Origin of the sequence: Roseovarius sp. (genome assembly GCF_027019125.1) — a bacterium.
GTDB lineage: Bacteria > Pseudomonadota > Alphaproteobacteria > Rhodobacterales > Rhodobacteraceae > Roseovarius.
In genome coordinates this window covers 217,116-237,437 of the sequence record NZ_JALUXE010000034.1, presented here as the reverse complement: position 1 = coordinate 237,437, position 20,322 = coordinate 217,116, and the positions used below count along the sequence as shown (strand labels likewise).

Annotated in this window: 18 protein-coding genes; 5 read left to right on the top strand and 13 right to left on the bottom strand. The window is 59.3% G+C overall.

Features of this window, described 5'->3' with window-relative positions:
- Positions 1-213: 213 nt before the first annotated feature.
- From MVC20_RS17430 to MVC20_RS17410, 5 genes are all read right to left on the bottom strand, one after another.
- Positions 214-3,459: a DEAD/DEAH box helicase family protein gene (locus MVC20_RS17430; RefSeq protein WP_297543691.1), complete on the bottom strand. Its 3,246-nt coding sequence runs from the start codon at positions 3,457-3,459 to the stop codon at positions 214-216.
- Positions 3,456-4,700, bottom strand: coding sequence for a restriction endonuclease subunit S (locus MVC20_RS17425; RefSeq protein ID WP_297543689.1), 1,245 nt, complete (start codon positions 4,698-4,700; stop codon positions 3,456-3,458). Before MVC20_RS17425 ends, MVC20_RS17430 begins: the two co-directional genes overlap by 4 nt.
- Positions 4,697-6,832, bottom strand: a complete 2,136-nt coding sequence (locus MVC20_RS17420; protein WP_297543687.1) for a class I SAM-dependent DNA methyltransferase — start codon at positions 6,830-6,832, stop codon at positions 4,697-4,699. Before MVC20_RS17420 ends, MVC20_RS17425 begins: the two co-directional genes overlap by 4 nt.
- Positions 6,829-8,478 carry an N-6 DNA methylase gene (locus MVC20_RS17415; RefSeq protein WP_297543685.1) on the bottom strand — a complete coding sequence of 550 codons (1,650 nt, stop codon included), beginning with the start codon at positions 8,476-8,478 and terminating at the stop codon, positions 6,829-6,831. Before MVC20_RS17415 ends, MVC20_RS17420 begins: the two co-directional genes overlap by 4 nt.
- 84 nt (positions 8,479-8,562) lie before the next feature.
- A complete protein-coding gene (locus MVC20_RS17410; RefSeq protein WP_297543683.1) occupies positions 8,563-8,817 on the bottom strand; it encodes a hypothetical protein in 255 nt (84 codons plus the stop codon).
- Between the two features lie 151 nt (positions 8,818-8,968).
- On the opposite strand from MVC20_RS17410, the gene MVC20_RS17405 reads away from it, so the two are divergent.
- Positions 8,969-9,244: a hypothetical protein gene (locus MVC20_RS17405; protein WP_297543680.1), complete on the top strand. Its 276-nt coding sequence runs from the start codon at positions 8,969-8,971 to the stop codon at positions 9,242-9,244.
- Between the two features lie 384 nt (positions 9,245-9,628).
- Here MVC20_RS17405 and MVC20_RS17400 read toward each other — a convergent pair whose 3' ends face one another.
- The 6 genes from MVC20_RS17400 to MVC20_RS17375 form a co-directional block, all read right to left on the bottom strand.
- A complete protein-coding gene (locus MVC20_RS17400; protein WP_297543678.1) occupies positions 9,629-10,003 on the bottom strand; it encodes a hypothetical protein in 375 nt (124 codons plus the stop codon).
- Entirely contained in the window at positions 10,000-10,401 is a 402-nt protein-coding gene (locus tag MVC20_RS17395) for a hypothetical protein (RefSeq protein WP_297543676.1), read from the bottom strand. Before MVC20_RS17395 ends, MVC20_RS17400 begins: the two co-directional genes overlap by 4 nt.
- 318 nt (positions 10,402-10,719) lie before the next feature.
- Positions 10,720-12,465: a hypothetical protein gene (locus MVC20_RS17390; RefSeq protein WP_297543674.1), complete on the bottom strand. Its 1,746-nt coding sequence runs from the start codon at positions 12,463-12,465 to the stop codon at positions 10,720-10,722.
- A gap of 11 nt (positions 12,466-12,476) precedes the next feature.
- A complete protein-coding gene (locus MVC20_RS17385; protein ID WP_297543672.1) occupies positions 12,477-14,282 on the bottom strand; it encodes a hypothetical protein in 1,806 nt (601 codons plus the stop codon).
- A 124-nt stretch (positions 14,283-14,406) separates the two neighbouring features.
- On the bottom strand, positions 14,407-14,961 hold the full coding sequence (locus MVC20_RS17380) for a hypothetical protein (RefSeq protein ID WP_297543670.1): 555 nt from the start codon (positions 14,959-14,961) through the stop codon (positions 14,407-14,409).
- A gap of 393 nt (positions 14,962-15,354) precedes the next feature.
- The gene (locus MVC20_RS17375) at positions 15,355-15,642 is read right to left on the bottom strand and encodes a hypothetical protein (RefSeq protein ID WP_297543668.1); all 288 of its coding nucleotides are present in this window, start codon (positions 15,640-15,642) and stop codon (positions 15,355-15,357) included.
- A gap of 20 nt (positions 15,643-15,662) precedes the next feature.
- Between MVC20_RS17375 and MVC20_RS17370 the strand changes: the two genes are divergently transcribed.
- The 4 genes from MVC20_RS17370 (at position 15,663) to MVC20_RS17355 (ending at position 18,549) form a co-directional block, all read left to right on the top strand.
- On the top strand, positions 15,663-16,205 hold the full coding sequence (locus MVC20_RS17370; RefSeq protein WP_297543665.1) for a recombinase family protein: 543 nt from the start codon (positions 15,663-15,665) through the stop codon (positions 16,203-16,205).
- Between the two features lie 110 nt (positions 16,206-16,315).
- Positions 16,316-16,900, top strand: a complete 585-nt coding sequence (locus tag MVC20_RS17365; protein WP_297543663.1) for a hypothetical protein — start codon at positions 16,316-16,318, stop codon at positions 16,898-16,900.
- Positions 16,897-17,520: a type VI secretion system-associated protein TagO gene (locus MVC20_RS17360; RefSeq protein ID WP_297543661.1), complete on the top strand. Its 624-nt coding sequence runs from the start codon at positions 16,897-16,899 to the stop codon at positions 17,518-17,520. Before MVC20_RS17365 ends, MVC20_RS17360 begins: the two co-directional genes overlap by 4 nt.
- 216 nt (positions 17,521-17,736) lie before the next feature.
- Positions 17,737-18,549 (top strand): phosphoribosyltransferase family protein, encoded by an 813-nt coding sequence (locus tag MVC20_RS17355; protein ID WP_297543659.1) that lies wholly within the window; start codon positions 17,737-17,739, stop codon positions 18,547-18,549.
- Positions 18,550-18,793: 244 nt separating this feature from the next.
- Here MVC20_RS17355 and MVC20_RS17350 read toward each other — a convergent pair whose 3' ends face one another.
- Positions 18,794-18,925: a hypothetical protein gene (locus tag MVC20_RS17350; protein ID WP_297543657.1), complete on the bottom strand. Its 132-nt coding sequence runs from the start codon at positions 18,923-18,925 to the stop codon at positions 18,794-18,796.
- A gap of 132 nt (positions 18,926-19,057) precedes the next feature.
- Positions 19,058-19,936: a hypothetical protein gene (locus tag MVC20_RS17345; RefSeq protein WP_297543655.1), complete on the bottom strand. Its 879-nt coding sequence runs from the start codon at positions 19,934-19,936 to the stop codon at positions 19,058-19,060.
- Between the last annotated feature and the right edge of the window lie 386 nt (positions 19,937-20,322).

The window sequence follows — 20,322 nt, the reverse complement described above, 5'->3', positions numbered from 1 at the left end:
TGTTTTCTATGGTGACGATGGAAGTGGTCGGTCACACCCGAAATGCGAACTTGATACCCCGTGTAGGCGCGCGCAAAGTTTTTCGCGTAGCAGCGATGAGGCCGTCCGCTCGCCGACCGTATCATGACGGTCCAGGCCGGAATGTAGAGGGCCGGCCGATACGGCAAGCCCTTTGTCAGATGCGTAGATGATGCTCGTGGTCAGGCAGGAGGCTCAGCCTGCGTCGAGATCCCTTAGATCGATGTTCGTGTCGTTCTTGAGGAGGTCGTAGATCAGGTTCGTCATGATCCCGAGGCTCTGGCGATCCTCCTTGAGCAGGGTGGCGGCCAGGGAGCTGTTCGAGGCCATGGCCCTGACCACGGCGGCCTGAATAGCTCCGGGCAGGTTGCCCTTCAGAGCCTGCTCCTTTGGATTCTTCTCGACTTGTGCCATTACGATCTCGTTCTCACGGGCGATCGCGGCAATGTGGTTCACGAAATTGGCCTGATCCTTCAGCGGCGCGGCTTCGCCGAAGATGCCGTTCAGTCGCTCGATGAGCTCCTGCAGGTAGACAGGGAGACCTCCCGGGGCAGGGGAACCGCCGGGGCCTATCGGTTTGAGCGCGAGATCAGTTTCTTCGTCGTCAGAGTCGAGCTGGCCGGGCATGTCCACAGTTTGGATGTCATAGCCGGTCAGGCGAATTCCCGAGAGGTCGATCTGGTCCGGAGGGATGCCATCGAGGCGCTTCGACAGCAGCTTCGTGAAGCTGGCAAGGTTCTCGAGTTCCGGATCGCCGAGATCGATAAGCTGGGCGATGTAGGCATAGGTCCGGGAGAAGCGAGCCAGGCCGGACTTGAAGTCGACCATCTGTCCGATGGCCTCGTCGACCTGGCGGCGCTCATGATCAGCCTTCTCCATCGCGGGTTCGTTCCCGGCAGTCTTCGCGATCTGGTAGTCTGCCTCGGCCTGCTGGCTCCGCTTTCGAAGCTCTTTCAGCCGCATATTGTAGAGGTCGGTAGGCTCCTGGGTGGCGGCATACATTGCCTTGTGCTGCACCTCCTCGGAAGCGGATGAGCTTGATCCTGTCTTGTATCTGGCTTCGCGGAAGGCGGCGACGTGAGACGGCATGTAGATAGCCTGCTCTTCCAGCTGCTCCTTGAGTTCGTAGACGACTTCGAGGGTCTGGGCTTCTTCGATCTTCGCCCCGGAATCATACTTGGCGAATGCGGCAAGGACGGCCTCCGGATCATTCACGAAGTCGACGATGAATGTCTGATCCTTGCCGGGCGCCTTGCGGTTCAGGCGAGAGAGGGTCTGGACGATATCGACCTCGTTGGCGATCTTCTTGTCGATATACATCGCCACGAGCTTCGGCTGGTCGAACCCTGTCTGGAACTTGTTCGCGACGAGCATGACCCGGTACTCGGGTCGGTCGAAGGCGATGCGGAGATCCTTGCTTTTTGCATCCGGGTTCATGTTTGCTTCGGTGAACTCAGCATCATCCTCACAGACGAAAGCCTCTCCGGATATCCGGTCGTCGTCGGAATGCATGACGTCCTTTCCGGTCAACTTGCCTGAGAAGGCCACCAGAGCTCGGATTTCCTTGTATTGCGGGTTGGCTTCGATGAAGGCGTCGAACGCCTTCTTGTATCGAACGGCCGCCGGACGCGAGCTCGTGACAACCATCGCTTTTGCTTGGCCATCGAGCAGGTGCGCTACGTTCTTCGAGAAGTGCTCAATGATGAACTGGACCTTCTGGGTCACGTTCGTCGGGTGCAGGTTCATCCATCTGGCCAGAGCGCGCTTCGCAGTCTTGCCATCGACGCGCTTGTCGTCGGCAATCTGCTTCCCGAGGTTGAAGGCGGTCTTGTACGGCAGGTAACCCTTCAGGACGTCGAGGATGAAGCCTTCATCGATCGCCTGGCGCATCTCGTATTTGTGGAAAGAGGCGGGGAGGTTGTCTTTCCCTGCGAGCCTGGAAGGGTCCGGCCGCCGCCCGAAAAGCATCATGGTCGAATGCTTCGGCGTCGCAGTGAACGCGAAGTGCGAGATGTTGCTCGGCCGCACGCGGCTCTTCTGAATTTCCTCAAGGAGCTCCTCGACCGTCATCCCGGCCGTGTCCTTGTTGGAAGACATGGCGAGCGTGGCCTGAAGCTTCGAGGCCGTGCTGCCGGTTTGCGAGGTGTGCGCTTCGTCGATGATGACCGCGAAGCCGCGATCCTTCAGCGATGTCTCGGTAAGTATCGCCTCCATGGCGTAGGGGAAGGTTTGGATCGTAACGACGATGATCGGCGTGCCCTTCAGGATCGCGTCGGTGAGCTGCTGGCTCTTGCTCTTGGAGCTCTTTTCGCGGTCGATGGCGGCGATCAGGCCTTCTTGGTGGTCGATCTGTTGGACGGCATCTTGGAGCTGCCCGTCGAGGACATTGCGGTCGGTGACGATGATCAACGTATCGAAGATCGCCTTCCCTTCATCAGACCGCATCTTGACCAGGTCATGGGCTGTCCACGCGATGGTCGATGTTTTGCCCGATCCTGCGCTGTGCTCGCACAGATAGGCGTGACCGGGACCGTTCGCCTTGGCGTCCTCGGTCATCTTGTTGACGGCATCGAGCTGGTGGTAGCGCGGGAAAATCTGGGTTTCCTTGACGGTCCATTTCCCTTTCAGGTCCACCACGTCTTTTTTTTCGACATAGACGAAGCTGTGGAAAATCCGCAGCCAGGCGTCGGGCTGGCAGATCTTCTCCCAGAAATAGGCGACGGGGTATTCGCCATCGTCACGCGGGGGATTCCCACCGTGGCCGTCATGCCCCTGATTGAAGGGCAGGAAGAACGTGTTCTCGCCAGCCAGCTTCGTCGTCATCCAGATTTCGCTGTCCGACATGGCGAAATGCACGATGGCGCCGCGCTTGAAGGTCAGAAGAGGATGCTTGCGCTTTGTTCGCGGCTCCATTGGGAGCCGGTCCTCGATGTATTGCAGCTTCGCAGTCTCGGCCGACTGGGTGAAGTCGGTCTTGAGCTCGACCGTGGCGACGGGCAGGCCGTTCAGGAAGAATCCGAGGTCGATCGCATCCTGGTGGCCGTGCTTGTATTTCAGCTGCGGAACGACGCGCAGGCGGTTCGCGGCATAGCGGTCGATGATCTTCTGGTTCCGCTGATCCTCTGGCGCGGCCTCGGACATGTCGATCTGCCCACAGCCGGCGATGGCGAAGCCGCGGCGCAGGACATGGATGGGGCCGTTTTTTTCGAGCGCGGCCTCGAGCTTGTCCATCAGGACCTTGCGGGCATTGTCGCCATTCATGGCGACAAGCTTCTCCCACTTGGCAGGCTGGGTGGCTTTCAGCCACTCCGCGATATCCTCGGGGTAGAGCGCGTGATCCTGATCGTAATGATCCGAGGAACCCAAGAGCCAGCCTTGCTCGGTCAGCTTCCGGACGATGTAGTCCTCGAGATGCTTTTCGTGGTGCTGATCGTCCTTCATGCTGCGCTCCTTACATCGATCTTGCCGGTGACGGCGGCTGTGATCAAGGCCGCGCGCTTTTCCTTGAGTAGGGCGATGCTTTGTTCGGTCTTGGTGATGAGGGTGTCGATTCTGGTGGTCTCATTCGACAAGAAACGTGCAATTTCGACCTGTTCATCAAGAGGAAGGCGCGGCAGCTTTACGGCCCTGAAATTCCAGAAACTCAGATCCTGTCCATCGCGAATGAAACTCGATGTGGCTCGCAGCGCCTGAATATAGCTGATTGATTTGAAGAGGTATGTGAAGAAGTCAACGTCCACGTTGGCAGATGATTTCAGGACCACATAGGAAGACCTGACGCAGCCGCGCGCCTTGGCGCGTTCAAGTCCGCCGTCCATGCTGCGCATACTGATCACGAAATCACCGACTTCGACGTGCTTGCGCTGCTCAAGGTTCAGAAAGGCTTTGGTGACTTGCCGTTGTTCAAGGCGCTCGAACTCGGAAAGTGGGATCACGCCATATTTCTGGGTTGCCGATAGTTGCTCATCGTCTTCGTGCGCGCGCTCCTTGCTTTCGGTGAATAGCCAGATGCTGGGCACCACCTCCCAATGCGCGGGCACCTCGCCGAGCCAGCCTTGGCCGGAGTCCTTCATCGGCGCATTGCGGTTCAGGCCCTTGGTGACGGCATGGGCGATTACGGCGACGCGCTTTTCCTTCAGCAGCGCGATAAAGCGGGCCTTCTTCTCGATCAACCCGCCAATCCGCGCGGTCTCGCGGTCGAGGTAGGTTGCGACTTCGCGTTGCTTTTCAAGTTCGTAGAAAGTCGTCGGGAAATTGAGGATCGCTTCTGGATTGACGCGTTTCAGCCCTCCGGTACCAGTCATGCTTCGCACACCGTGAGAGCGAAAATCTTCAGATGACATAAGATAAAGAAGAAAGTTCGGATCGATCTTGTTTAGGTCAGGCCTGATTACAAAAACCTCGGACGTTGCGTATCCAATTCCATTCTCAAGGTTATGGGCATACGCCTTTTTGCCATTCTCAAAGCAAGGGGTGACCTTTGCGAGGAGAACATCCCCCTCAGCGAAATAGTTGTAGCTGCCATTTTTCAGGTCACCCAATCGAGCGACGCGGGATGTGTCCAAACCACCGAGGCCATTCATTATTGCTTCCATCGGAGCGAAGGTGACAAAGCTTTCCCCCGGCGCAGTGATTTCACTTTGAGTTGGCGCGAGTGAAACGGAAAATCGAAGTCTACTCATTCTGTCACCTCTGCCAGAATTTCGGCAATTTCGGCCTCTACGGCGTTCAGATCGGCGTCGATGTCTTCCAGATCGCGTGGCGGCTGATATTCAAAGAAAAACCGGTTGAAGTTGATCTCGTAGCCGACGATCCCGACCTTCCTATCGGTCTCGTCCCGGTAGGTCTCGTCGATATAGGCGTCCTCGACATGCGGTAGGACTTCTGTCGCCAGATAGTCGTGGATGTTCGTGCCCATCGACACGTTCTCGTAATCCGTCAGGTCATCGTCGGGCAGGGTGTTGCCGTGTCTGTCGGTAACGGGATCAAGCTCGGGCTCGCGTACGCCTAAGGCGCGCTGGAGCATCTTCACATGTGTTGCGGTAACCTTGCCCAGGCCGGAATCGGCCTTGGCGGCGGCTTTCATCCAGCCATCGACCCAGTGCCAACCGTGCTCAGTGCCCATCTGATCGTACAAGCGTGTGCGCCACCCCGCCCGCTGTTCCTCGGTCAGCTTGGCCCAGGGTTTTTCCTCTTCCAGCTTGGCCAGCCCCTCCTCGGAGATCACGATCTTCTTGCGCAGGGGGCGCAGGACACGGATGCGGCGGTAACCAAATTCTGTGCTGTCGAAGATCTTGCTTTCGCCGCTCTCTTCGAAGGTGGAATACATGCTGACGATATCGCGGGTCTGCTCTTCGCCCACGCGGCGGCGCTTGTTGCCCTCGCTCTTGCGCATAGACTCATACATCTCGGTTGCGTTGATCAGCTGCACCTTGCCTTTACGATGCGCAGGTTTCTTGTTGGACAGGATCCAGATGTAAGTGCCGATACCCGTGCGGAAGAAAATCTCCTGCGGCAACGCGATGATAGCCTCGACCACGTCCTGTTCCAGCAGGTAGCGGCGGATCTCGGACTCACCTTGGCCAGCGCGCCCGTTAAAGAGGGGCGAACCGGAGAGCACGATAGCGGCCCGGCCTCCGCCTTTCTCCGGATCCTCCAGCTTGCTGACCAGGTGCAGCAGGAACAGCATAGAGCCGTCGCCAATGCCGGGCAGTTTCGGTCCAAACCGGCCTTCGAATTTCTGGTCATTGTGTTCCTTGACCACGGCCGCCTGGTCCATCTCCCATTTCTTGCCGAAGGGCGGATTGGAGACGCAGTAGTTGAACTTCTCGTTCGAAAGTTGATCATTCGACAGGGTGCTGCCGAGCTTGATGTTCTGCGACAGGTCGCGGCCGGGGTCGGTCGGGATTGTCTTCAGAAGCATGGAAGCCAGCGCGACGGCGTGCGTCTCGGGCTCGAGTTCCTGGCCGTAAGGAACGATTGTTGGGGCGCGGCCGTAGCGGTCCTGCAGCGTATCAACGTGCTCCATCCCATCCGAAAGGAAGCCGCTGGTGCCGCAGGTCGGGTCATAGAGCGTAGTAATGAGGCCAGGGTTGTCGACGAAGACCTGCTCGTCAGGGTCCAGGAGAAGCTCAATCGCCAGATGCACGACGTCCCGCGGCGTCATGAAGTCTTCCGCAGCTTCGTTCACCTCGGCGCCGAACTTGCGGATCAGGTGCTCGTAGACGTTCGACATGGTCCGCTCAGGAACTGCCTTCGGATGCAAATCGATCGCCGCGAAGTTCTGGCAGATCTTGTAGAGAACGCCTGCTCGATCCATGCGCGCGATCGTGTTTGCAAAATCGAATTGCTCGAAGATCACGCGAGCGTTGGCCGAGAAGCTGGAGATGTAATCTTCGAGGTTTTGGCGGGTTCGGGTCGCCCCAAGGCTCCCGAGATCGTAGTTGGAGGTATTGTAGAAAGAGTATCCCGCGATCGGTCGGAGGACGAGGTCCATGTCGATCCCCTGGTTGGCCATCGACTGGTAGGTGGAGAAGACTTGGGCCCGGCTCGGTTCGAGAACGCACTCGAGACGACGGAGGAGGGTGAACGGCAGGATGACCTTGCCGAAATCGACGTGCTTGAAGGCACCCCATAGGTCATCTGCGTTCTTCCAGATGAAGTCTGCCAGGGTTGTGGTGTTGCCGTTGATTTTTGTCATGGGGTCCTTGGAAGTGCTGGTGCGTGAGGTCTCAGGGCTACTCTGGATATTGGTCCGGGTTCCTGTGGGCGAAGGAGATTTCCCGACACCACCGTCATTGAGTTGTGCGCTCATGCATGCGCCCCTTGAAGTTCTCGGTGAGGCCACGAAGCATCTCGGGCGTGCTCGATGCCCTTGAGGATGGCGCGAACCTCGGCCAGGCGATCCTGCCGCTCCCGGAACGTGGCCTCCATCTCGTCCTCTTCCTCGGCAGAGGGCACGGGAATACGGAAATCCTTGAGATCCTTGATGGAGATCGTTTGGATTGCCGCGCCCGCAGCAAGGGACCGCAATGCGGTCTTCACGGAAGGATTCGAGAAGTATTCGAGTAGCGCGATGCCTGAGATTCTTCCCTGCTTGGGGCGGAGGATCATGAACGACTGCCCAGCCGTCCAGAAATGGCTTTCCCCATCTACGGAAGCCTCTTCAGGCACCAGGGCAACCGAGCCAATGGTTCCCTTGACTGACAAGAGAACGTCTCCCGGTATCAATCTCTGATTGCGCGCCTTCCTGAGTTGCGCGCGCTCAATGGAGATCTCCTTCTTCGGCAACGGAAGGTAATCGCACTCACCGATGTCCGCAGGAGCGGCTTCCCGTATCTTGTAATCGCCGTCATCGCCTTGACCGAGAGACAACGGACGGATGAGTTCAACGGCCTCGTGAAGCGGAAGAGTGTCCCTTTCGGATAGAAAGCATTCCAGCTCGGCGACTGCGGGTGGAATGAGATATCGGTCCAAGCTGAGGATGCAATCCTTTGCCTGAATGTCAGAGATCGAAACATCCACCGTCGAGGTGCTGCCTTCCGGAACGGGAGCCATGATGGCCTTGAGCCAAGAGGTGCCCGACTTAATCTCGGGGCGGCCACGGACGGTCCGTCCAGCAAACTGAGATGCGCTCAGATCAACAAAGCGAACCTTTTGTTTGGCATCCCACTCTGAGCTCAGGATGAGGATGTCGCTGGCAATGCCGGTGTTCTGGAAGATCATTCCTCCCGGAACGGCAAGTATGGCTCGGAGCCGGCCGGATTCCACGAGAGCCTCCCTGGCAATGGGCTCGACACCGACACCCCGAAACATGGCGCCGTCGGCAACGGAAACGATGACGAGTTTGGATTTGGACACCTGGGCGTCGGCGAGGGCCACTGCTTCGCTGCTAAGGCGCCGAGACCGGCCATCGTCTCCGATAATTTCGAGTGTCTTCCGGGGGAGGTCAGATGTTGATGGGATCTTGTATCCGAATGGCGCCATGATGATTTCTGCGTCATTGGCGTCTTCATCGAGTCTGGCGAACGGATCTGAGGGGACCACTTGGAGAGGAACCTCCAAGACGACTGCCAGCATTCTCGCCAAGTTGCAGACGTCGTGGTTGATATCTTCGAAGCGCACACTCGTTCCGCTCATTGCCAACAGCAGAGCCGGATGAAGTGAACTCGCAAATGCGCAGCGAGCAGTATCAGGGTCGTCTGCCAGTTCAACGATGCGCTTGGTGGCCTGCTGTCCAATCCACGAGAAACCTGTCTCCGATCGATAGAGACTCATCATCTCATCGAAGGCAGAGAGCCGTTCCTGCGCGGGCAGAGAAAGAAAGAGCGACCTCGCCTCTTTCAGAGATTGGTATGCTTCGGTCCCAAACACGTTCTCCCAAGTGGTGAATCTTGGGTCGGAAGTATCTTGTTGCATGCCGAGGGATTGGGACGCCTCGATGAGGAGAGCTTCGGGCATTTCGGAAGGTCTGATATACCCATGGATGCCGTCCAGAGCGCGCCAGATGTTCTTATACTTAGACTTCATTTTTGTTTCACACCCTTATTTTCTTGCAGCGGCCGACGAAAAACTGTCGGTGCGGTAGGTGGTGATGAGGGCCTCGCCCTTGGAGACAACGGTGATCCCGCCCTTGCTCATTGCCCGTTCGAGGGCCTTCAGTTCGCCGCGCAGCTGCTGCATGGCCTCGTGGCACTCCTTGCGCCCGAGGACGGTCTTGTCTCCCTTGGGTTCGCCATACTCCAGCGCCAGGTTGATCAGTTCCTTGTTGATGCCACGTTGGTTCATGCGGGTGTCCATGTGTGTTGTTTTTTGCATGTGCTTCCCCTTCCTGCTGAAATATATCTACACTCTTTGAAACCATTTTCAAGCCCTTATTTTGTTTTTTTGCAAGAAAGTCTGCCCGGTGCCGCGTTCGCGATAGCTTCAAGAGTGTGCTTGAGATGCAGGTATGCTCGTGAAGATACCAAGCGATACCGGAGAGCAATTCGACGCGGCGCGGGTCGGCCCATGGGTGTTGTCAGGGGTGTTCGGTCTCGCGGTCGGCGTTTCCGCTGGCGTTGGCTTCAGGGATGCTTTCATCGCGGCGATAGTGGTCTCTGTTCTCCTAATGATCGTGTTCGCTGTCGTTGCGGGAGACGGCGCACTGGGAGAACTCACCACGATGGTGATCGGGTTCTTCGTCATGGTCGCATTCTTTACCGTCTCGATCGCGCTCATTCTTTGAAGCCCGACAAGCATGCGCATCTATGACGATGAGGTCATGACGCTACTGGTTATGCAGGATGAACGCATGCTCGCGGACAAAAATGGGCTAACCCTCAAACCTAAAATCACCCGAGAAGTCGGGGAAACCTTCTGAAATCGGGTTTGGACAGGGACATCCGGCGAGAGTGTAACGCACACTCTTCGAGGGTGTTGCTGTCCGAGGCGCTCAGGCCGGGAAAGGGCCTGGAAACCCCGGACAGCGTCCGGATGTCGGGAATAGCGGGACCGACATGGCGCGATTTGCGCCGAACCTCTCTCATATTTTTCGTTCTCGGACAGAGTTGCAAACCGGATGCCTGAACGCAAAGAACCGGGGCTGCCATAACGGCGGCCCCGGCTGTCCTCACGTTTCCGCTTTCAAGCCGGCAATCGCCATGTCGAGAAGATGCGCAATCATCCAGAGCTCCGCACCATGTCGCGTGACGCGCCAGTGTTTGCCGTAGGGATCGACTGGGCGGTCGCGGATGTACTGCGCGTGACCGGCATACTCCTCGATCGTGATCTTACGACGGACGCAGGCCAGCATCGCTCTGCACGATTCCAGCCGCGCCTCGTCGCTCCCATCCGGGTCGAGGATGGCGCTGTAGTGACACATGCCGGGTCCGAAACTCGGCGCGCCTGGATACGCGCTGAATCCGATCAGGGCCAACCATTGGGCTGCCAGATCCGCTTGCAGTCGCGCCGTTGTAGGGTCGGGAGTGTTTGCAGTCGCCCTCATTGCCGCTCCTCCCCATGTGCAGGTAGCCCGGCCAGCCGAAGCGCTTCAAGCGCCCGCGAGCCACGCGACACAGCATCGGCGCAGTACATCGCCGCTTCTGCTCGGGGGTCGTCGGGGTGGAGAGCGGCGAAGCGGATCGCCTCCGGTCGCCAGGGCTCGTCTGCGAATTCGAGACGCAAAAGCCTCGCCAATAGGGCGAGATCGCGCCGGCGGGCATGTAGATCCCCTGCGTTGCGTGCGCAGTCGACGACGGCGATGGCGCGCCTGGACCAGGCGGACCCGCCAAGCAACTCGGCCGCGTCGACGAGCGTGTCGCCGCCTTCGCGAAGCCAGCGTTCGAACTCACAAGCGATCTCAGTATTTCGCAGCAAGGAATTGATATTCGATTCATGTCTCATCGGGAGTCACTCTCTGGTAGTTCGCGGGCCCGGAATTGGGTCGCGTCAGAAATCCCTGCTACGTGCCTTTGTCGGTCTGTCTTTCTCGTCCTCTCCTTTGTTCACTACGACTGTGTGGGCGGCATCTTCGGGTCCAGCCTCCACGGGGACCGTGTTCAACACCAAACATCTTTGAGGTTTTTTGGGGACCCAAACGTCGTTCAGCGCGCCTCACCAAGAGGGGCGCGCTGAATGACGGTTGAGTCAGGCATTATAGCCTATTCGACCTATGCTTTTGATCTTTCCGGCCAGGCACGACGAAAACCCAGAAGGTCAATGTCAGACAAGGTCCGCGAGGAGGTCCGCCTCTTCCGCCTCTATCTCGATCAGCCCGGCGATCATGTCCTGGCTTTCGAGCATGTGCCGTCCCGCGAGGCTCTCCGCCTGGTACCATTTCGCGGTCCGGGGCGACCTCTGCGCGCAGAGCGCCAGAGCGGCGCGCGTGCCGTGCTCTCCGAGCGCCCCCAGAAGCGTGTGGATGCGGGTGCGGCTGATGATGGACCCGGTCCCCAGATGTTTGCGCCACCGCTCGGACAGGCTGTGCACGTTGCGCGCCACGCCATTGCTCTTGGGAAAGACAGGGGCCCGAGCCTTCATGATCGCGTCCCGAAGATCCGGCAACATCCGCTCGTCCTGGCCGCGCAGGATCAAGGCCTCCAGAAACGGTGTGAGGATCGGGGACAGTGGGCCGGACAGGTCGCTGTCCGTCTTCGATGTGCGCAGATCGAGATAATAAGACAACGGCTCGTCGCGGTCTTCCAATCCCCAATCCGCCGGGTCGTCGTCACCGATGTAGAGGATGTGCTGCCCCCACAGGAGACAGGTATCGTGGTTGCGCAGCGGGATCAGCGAGAGGAAGGGCAGGGCAGCGGCATCGACATAGAGCGTGGTGCGACTTCGGCGGTCCATGGTGTTCGGCGCCTGATCGAGAAGCTTGTTGGCCAAGTCGAAGATCGCCTGGAGGTCCGGAAGGTCGGCGAGCCGGGCTTCCTTGACCTTCATGTCGCCTTTCGCTTCGCCCTCGTAATGGCCAACGAGGTCCTGGAGATCGGCCAGAAGCTCGTCCCTATGTCCCAAACGCTTCGCAAACGTGCGAAGGGACGCGAAAAGAATGCCACGGCTGCTGGCCCGGACACCCCGCGCTTCCAGCGCCTTGTCGTAGGCACTGATCGTGTCGAGGCTGAGTTCGTCCGGCAAACCGTTGTCACGGGCAGTTCGAACGAGTTGGCACGCGGCACCGGTCATGCCTTTCACCGTTTTAGGCGCCAACTTTTTGCCGCGATAACGCTTGCCGGCCAGCAGGGCATCGAGAACTCGCAGCCAATCGGCCGGCAACTGGTCGCGCGGAACCGAGACCTCGAGAGGACGTTGCTCGTCATCTTCGGTCTGTTCCGGTTTTCGGCGCCGGTAGCGATCCGCCTCTTTCAGGCCGCGCGCGTGTTCCACGGCCATAACGGCGGGGTGCGCGGGGGTGAGGAGTTTTTCCAGCCCCCCGCGGAGCGTACGCAGCAGCATCGAGGACTCCCGATCAGAGACGAAGGCGAGGAAATCCTCGGTCTCGGTGCCACGGCCATTCGTCTCGCAGAACGCGAGGAACCGGTCGAGCGCGCGCAACTCATCCAGGGGCATGGTCCGGGTGGCGTCGATCTCGCGGAAGGGCGTCCAGCGCGCCTCGTGCAGAATGGCTTCCCGTGTCCGGTCATCCCGGTGCCGCGACCCTTTGCGGTTCGCCGCTCCGTGGTTCCGGAGGGCTGCAGACACCGTGTTCGTCGCCGGATGATCCATGCCTACGAGGGCGCGCAACGCGCGCTGCGCGCATTGAAACCGGTGACGGCTGGTCCCCCCGAATGCGGTCGCACTCTCGAGCGAAATACCGGCCAGAGAGCCCCCGGAATAATCCCGAACGAGCTCCGCGAGCTTTCTCAGGTCCTCCACCTTGACCGACGGGAAGGCGGCAGAGTCCGCCACGTCGGCAAGCTCGGGGGCGCCTTTCAGCGCCTCCCTGTCCCTCAGATCCTTTTTCATGTTCCGAACTCCTATGTTTCGATCATTTCGGAGATGAGCCGCTGGCCTTCGGCCATGGCCTTCTCCGCGTGAACCCAGGCGTAGTGCCGGATCACCGTGTCCTGAGTGTCGCCCAGGCGCACCGCGATCCACCCGATGCGCTCCGGGTAACGGTGGTAGAGCAGCGAGGCCTGCCCATGCCGGTAATTGTGAGGCGTGCAGGGGACGCCCGCGACGTCGCGCATGATGCGGACAAACCAGCCGTGGAACGTCTCGTAAGGGCACGGCCGGTGAGGTGCGCTCAGCATAGGCACCAGCCACGGGCTGGAGGCGGTCTTGCCCGTATCCGGATCGGTGAGAATCAGTGGGCGGATGGTGTCGATATACCAGCGCACCGTTTCGGCGAACCGGTGCGGCCCGGGCTGCATTTCGAACCGGATATCCTTGCCATTCTTGACGAAATTTCCGGGAATGACGACGCGAACGTCCTTTCCGACCAACCACATCCAGGCATTGTCTCCGCCGAACGGCATTTCGAGCACGTTCTCGACGCGCACCGGCGCGCCCCCGATCTCGATTGCGCAGAAGAGCGCGACAGTGCCGTGGCGGATGACCTGAAGCCGCTCTCCCCGGGTCAACGTGCGCCCTTCCCGGGCTGCGGCATCCAGCAGGGCCTGGGCAATCCACCGCGGCCGGGCATGGGCGAGCAGGAAATCGTTCCTGAATTTCCGCTTCTCGATGAGGGCCCGGCACAGCCGCTTCGTCTTATCGGGCATGCCTGCCTTATCGGAGTGATGCCCGAGCTCCTCCACCTCCTTGATCAATTCCCGCAGCCCGCGGCTTTCAATGCCGTTCCGGTCGAGAATCGTGGGAAGGCGGCCGACCAGAGTGGTGGCATGCCGCGCGGTGATCCCGTCCTCTCCGATGCGGTCCACGATGTGGCCGAGAAAATCCTCGAGGGCTGCCGGATCCTCGAGCACCAAGGCAAAGCTGTTGGCGCGCGGGTCGAGATGCCCGGTCGCGATCAGGCCGTCGATGACTGCATGCAGGGTGGTCTTGATACCTGGGCGAGTGCGTTCCTTGACGTATTTATGAACTTTCCTGGCACGGATATACCTTACCTTCGCGGCCCGCTCGACGAACTCCTCCACTTCAGTTGCGAAGTGTGCCGGGACGTTGTAGCGAAATGCCCCGTCGGCCTCGATGGGCCGGATCGGATGCGGAAACAGGCGGGCGATCGCCGTCGACGCTTTCTGGCCTTCGGAAATCATCCGGGACGCGTTCGTCAGGCTGGTCCGTTCGCTTTTTTTCGCGTCGTCATGCAGATCCATGAGCGCCGACTGGTCGAGGTCACCAGGCGCCAGGCCAGCGCGGCGCGCCGCCATCGTCAGAGTGCTCCGGATGGGGATGATCTTCCGTTGGCTGTTGCGTCCAACGATCGTGTCGAGACGCTCGAACTCGGCGGCGGCTTCGTCCCAGCCGTCGACCACCGCGCGGATGACCCTATTCTCCTGTCGTACGCCGAGCATCTCCTCGAGCAGAGGGCGGACACGGTTGCGATAGTCCTGGTAGGTCGCCTGCTCGAACGGCATGATTGTCGGATCCCAGCCATCAACGGGGAACATCCGGTCGAACCATTCGAGCTTCATAGGCGCATTCTCCGCCGTGATCCCCTTGGCTTTCAGCAGGCCGTTGACAGCGCTCCGGATCTTGGCGGCGGAGCTTTTTGAAGCGCCGGCAGCGACCTTGCCGTCGAGAAATTCCGGGATTGCCGCCCAGGTGCGGTGAGGGGCGGGTGTGGCCTTGGCAAGGGCCATCTGGTCGAGAGTTTGCAGCATGAAAGAGCCTTTCTGTGTTGTCTTCTGTGCAGAAGGTTGGCCGTTTCCGCTCAGGCAGAAACAGGATCCGCGTTTCCCTTGCGGAATGCGGATCCCGTTCTTTGCCGGAGGAGGGAAACAGGCGTCATCCCGCATCTGCGGATCGAGGCGGAAGCGGTTGTATTGTGCCGGTGTAGGGGATGCGCTCGGCCTTCTTGGCCGCGGCCTGACGTTTTGGCTTCCACCGGATCATGGCTGCCCGGTCCTTGTAGAGAGACGGGCGGTTATAGGCCTGCACCTCAAGCGGGAGCCAGAGACGCGTTTTCGGGCTCAGGTCGATCAACGGGCTGGGGAAGCCGTTCGGAAATCTGTTCTTGTGGCAGTAGCCGTTCACCGTAGCTGCCGTGAGCCCGACTTCTTCGGCGACCCGAGCGGCATTCCAGAGCGATTTCTTGCCATCGCTTCCATGTGTGAGGTCTTCCCAGAGAGTTTCGGGCTGATCAGGATCGAGACCAACAGCGTTCCAGAACTCTCCCCACGGCCGCTTCGCGCGTTTGGGAAGCCCGAGGTGATGAAAGATCTTGCGGCGGGTGTCGTCTCCGCAGCCGCCGAAGAATTTCTCGAACTCACCGTTCGTCGCGTGGGAAGATGGGGTGATTATCGCGGGCTTGGCGGCCTCGGGGGATGATATTTGCGGCATATTTCGTTCCTTTCGAAAAGGAACTGGGATGAGTGTCTTCTCCGCGGAAGAAGATTTTTCGCCCTCGGCACAGAGTCCTTAAAAGCAAGGGTTTGGCCGCTTTGCATCCGAGTTTCATTGCTCATGGGCGATGCACCGTTGAGCGGGACGTGGATGCGCATGCCTGTGCTCTTCACGAGGACTCGTGACGCTGGGGCGCGGATCAGCGAGCATATCAAAGCTCTCCAGCGCGACATTTGTCGCGCTGGAGTTCACATGTTCCATTGATGCGTCCCGAAGCGCATTCTTGGTACCTGATCGAGCACCACCGCGCCCGTCACGTGTTCCCGTCGGTGGCCGGGAATTCGAAGTCCGCCATGGCCGGCCTTCTGCGGCAGACATCATGTAAACGCGTCAAGGATGCAGGCAGTCGCGTCCGTTCGAACGGATGTCATCGCTTCCGGGAGTGATCAGGGCCCACGGCGCGCCGCTTTTCGGCGATGATGAGCGACTTTCTCGGATGCCCAGCCTTGCTGGAACCTGTGCGACCTCCTTCCTCTTCACCCGATAGTGCAGATCCTCGACGGCATGTGCATGCATGTCCGCCATGGGGAAGAAATGGGTCGTTTTTGACCACACTTCCCTGCCCCACCACTTTTCAACGGGTTGACCGGGACAAAAACCCATGACAAAACCAAACATGTTTTGGGAGGTTTTTGTCCATGATATTGGGATATGCGCGGGTCTCGACGCGGGATCAGAACCTGGACGGTCAGCGTGATGCCCTCGCTGCCGCGGGATCAGAACGGATCTTCGCAGATACGATCACTGGAACAGCCCGGACCAGGCCCGAGCTGGACCGGCTCCTTTCTGAGCTCCGGTCCGGGGACGTGGTCGTCGTCACGAAATACGACCGCCTGGCACGGAGCCTGAAAGATCTTCTCGAAATCGTCGACCTGATCCAAGCTCGCGGTGCCGGATTCCGGTCCCTCGGGGAAGAAATCGACACAACCAGTCCCGCGGGCCGGCTGGTGTTTCACGTCTTCGCATCAATCGCCCAGTTTGAGCGGGAGCGGATCGTCGAGCGAACCAAGGAGGGGTTGGAGGCGGCCCGGAAACGGGGCCGGGTTGGTGGCCGCCCCCCTGCCCTCTCACCCGCCCAGAAGGCTGAGGTGAAGCGGATGAGGGACGAGGAGCACCGTCAGATCCCCGAGATCGCGGCGCTATTCAAGGTCAGTGAGAAGACGATCCGGAGGGTGGGCTGATCGCGCATGTCGGAACAGGATTGCTGCGTTCTCGCCATGAAAATGATGTCTTCCTGTCCCACAGAGGATGTATCGGGAAAACTTCCGGTGATTGAAAACAAGGATGACACATGAATTTTTGCAGGTCTGCTTTTTGTGCGGCTCTCTCTGTATCATCTTTGGCCGGTCCCGCCGCCGCCACGGATTGCGCGCAATGGTCAAGGTTTTCCAGCACTCAGGAATATCTCCAGCCATTGTCGGTACCCGCAGATAGCATCGGATCTCACCTGTCTGCGTCCGAATGGTCCAGTGGCGTTGAAATCGAATCCGAGATGCATGGAGATGAACTCTGGATCGACATAACGTCTTTTCCCGGCGATACGACCGCGGCAGCTGGACCGCGCGCCATCATGATGGTGGGCCGTCTTGCCGATGAAAGCTTCAGCCAACTTGTCCTGTCAGATGCCGGGACAGGTCTTTTCGCCATCAGCGAGCAGGATATCCGCAGCATCGGATGTCAGTTCATCTGGGGTGTGGAAGGAGGCCAGAACCCGATCGCGTTGATGCGCGAGATGTATGCGGCGATGACACACTACGGTACAGGACAGCCTCTGAGCACCCGATGGAACGGCAGTCTGCTGGGCGACACGACCAACGCGATGAACGTGAACAACGAGATTATCCTGCCTGGCTGGGTCATGAGCGCGGTAGAATGAGGTTCGGGTTTTGCTTAATTGAAAGGTCACCGTTCTCCGCCCTTGTCCTGCTTGCAATGGGATCCGCTGCCTGGGCCGATGGCGATTGCACTGCCCTTTCCGAAGATACCGCACGCCTCGCCTGCTATGACGCCGCGCATGGCGTCGAGACAACGGAAGATCAGGGCGACGCCGCCGATACAGGTGCCTGGATTATCGAACGGGAGAAGAACGCCCTCACGGATCGCGAAGATGTCTTTGTCGGAATCCGGGCATCGGAAACGGCGCAATGTGGCTACCAAAGCATCCGGCCGACCCTCTATCTGCGCTGTATGGACAACACGACGGCGGCACTCCTGGTAACCGATTTCTTCATGGCCGATATCCAGGGCTTCGGAAAGGTCCGGTACCGTGTCGACGGTGGCAGCATGAAGAGCTGGAACTTCGAGGAGCGCACCGACAACATGGCGTTGGGCTTGTGGACGTTCGGAAGGTCGACACCTTTCATCAGGGATCTGCTCGGGGGCGAAACCCTGATCATGGAATACACGCCTTTCAACGACATCCCGAAGCAGTCCACGTTCGACATTTCAGGTGTGGATGAAGCCATCGCGCCGATGCGCGAGGCCTGTGGCTGGTAGAGATCCCTTTCGCTCTCATTCAACACTATGCCCGACAACTGTTAAGCCGCAAAGCTTGAACAGGCCCCCTGCCCGGTCTGTTCGCAGTTTTCGCGGCATGCGCGCTTAACAGTATTAGTAATAGTGTTGAATCGACGCTTCTGACCCAGTGATGACTTGCAACGATGGACCTATCTTCTACTGAGAACTCTCAGAGGAACAGAAAGTCATAGTTACGTGGGAATTGTAGTTACCGAGAGGATCGAAGAAGGCGAAGATACCATCTTCGATGTCACTATCGATCTGCGGCACAATGACGGGGTGGATATGTCCCTGTCCGGGAATCCGACCGTCATGACTGTCGACGACCTGCACGTCTTTTCTCTTTTTCGGAGACGCCGACTCTCAACCACCGAAGCGGATGGCAACCCCCTGATCTATGCCCTCAAGGAACTGAAGGGATATGCCATTGATGAAGCTGGCAAGGAGCTCATGTGGGAAACGGCAGGCGAGATCTTCCGAGCCTGGACATGTCCGTGGAAACCCACCCACATCGTCTCCATCCCTTCCAGGCATTCTGTGAGCATCGACCTGGCCTCCAAGATCGCAGCCTTTCTGGAGGTGGAACACGTCCCTGTGGCCCTGGTCCACAAGAAAACCGTCGCCGAGGTTCTGGAGGAAGCCGAGACCCTGAAAGACAGCGATGCAGTGTCCGGGCGCGACCTCAAGGCCTTCAAGAACCAGCTCGGCCGTCTCTCGACAGCCCCGCCGGGGAAGACTTTCCAGATGAAGGAGATCGATGTGCGCGTCAGGCAATACTTTCACCCATGGCGGGTGGCTGAGGAAGCCAAGGACCTCATCGGCCACGATCTTCTTCTGGTCGACGACCTCATCGGGACTGGTGCTTCGCTCTCGACTTGTGCCAAGTGCCTGGTTGAGAACGGGCACTCTGTGGTCGGCGGGATGAGCTTGTTCAGCCCTCTCGATCGGGAACTTGCCAAGAAGTCGAAAGGAGCGCGTCGTAAGAGGCGCAGAGGTGGAAAGCCTTGACTTGAAGTGGCCTTTTTGCTACCTATCTCTCTATCATAGACCGCACATACGCCCTGCGGTCTCTAAAGATAAAGCTTGGAGTGCCTTAGGGTGCGTCAAGTGGGTCCGAGCCGCGCCTTTGAACGAGGCCTCCCGGTAAGCGGGGATATCGTTCTTCCCAGGGATCGGCGGGAGAAATACGGAAGCGGGGAGATGAGCCAATCATCTCCCCGCTTTTGCGTTAGCCGGTTGGCATCTGCCAACTTCATCGCGCCATCATGTATTCGCTCTTCAGGACCAGCAAGGTCATGACTTCGTCGTCACCCACACGGAACGACTGCTCAGCAAGCTCATACCGATCGGCGCCCTCGGTATCGAACCAAGTGTCCGCGTCCATGAGGGATAGCGAGATGTCGTCTCGGGTTCCCTTGTGCAGGATGTCGTAGGCGTTGCTCTGTGGATGGAGCGTTCGCCTGTCTCCGCTTGATCCGAGCCCATGGCAGGCGATCTTCTCGGCCTCCCTCCGTCGTTACCCCGCGCGGAGCACTTCAGGGTCGCCTGGCCACCGCTTCAGGTCGGAAATCCATCGTCCTGTCGAGAGACACTCGGGGAACCACTCCACAAGCCGGGGCAGCGAGACCACCCGGTGCTCTCGCAGGATGTCGAGGCCGCGAGACATGACCTTGTCGACCGGCCCCCGGAACGAGCCCTCATCGAAATACCACTCCTGCTTGACGAACCTCACGTAGCGATCCGGATCGTCCCGCAGGGGCGCCCGCCCCTCCTGGGTTTTCCAGAGCGGGCAGTAGTCGCGCGAGAAAAGAACCTTCGTGCCATCCGCCTCGGTCCAAAATCCGTATGGCATCCAGAAGCGCAGCGGCACGAAGAGGCGCCCGGCGCGATGTGCGGGGGCCTCCCGGGAGACGCAGGTCATGATGCTATGATCGATCATGACGCGCGTGAGTCCTTCCGGCCCCTCGCCGCGCTCGACAAGCAGGGCGCGCGCATTGTCATAGCCGGGGGCTTTCACACGGCACGGAGCTCCGACGTCCTGCCGCCCGCGATCCGGATAGTCTGCGGCGAACAGAGCCTCTCGGACGGCGAGTGTGGTTTCCGGGTCCGGACTGCCGCCGAAGAACCTGGTTCGGGTCAGGGCGTCGAGGATGTCGCCGCTCCGAAGACCGCTGGCCTGGTGAATCCGGGAGACGATGTCGGCCTGGGTGACGACAGACGCCTCCGCCGGGTGGTGCATCTTGGCCTGGAGGGCTTGTAGGTGATGCAGATCGCGGTGGCCGCTCGCCTGGGCAAGAGCAGTCTGGCACGCGCTCAGGGAGCTTGCGCCCGGCAGCTTCGAGAGTGCCTGGGCTGCACGCTTGAAGGCGTGCTGGTCGGGAGAATGGATAGACAAGGTGGTGATCCTTCAACAGATGCCGTATTGGGTGCCCACTGAGCCGACGGCAATGCGTCGAAGGTCGTTCATTCTGCAGTACGCACGCATGCTTCTCCACTGTGGGCGGAACGGATCACCAGAGCCGTGCCATTGATATAGGCACAGCGGCATCCCGCGACAAGCCATCGCCTGCATCTTTCGCTCTCTGATTTTCCCCCGGCGCGTTGGCAGCTGCCAACGGTATGCTCTTTCCCCTTTGAGGTCCCGCCGGGAGCTACGCCTGATGGACGAAACCCTGCGACTGCACAACAGGGGTAAACCAAGAACAAAATACGCCCTATAGCGTTGAAATAAATCGGGTTATGGCATATATTGTGGCGATTGGCGCGGAAGGTTGAAGGGAG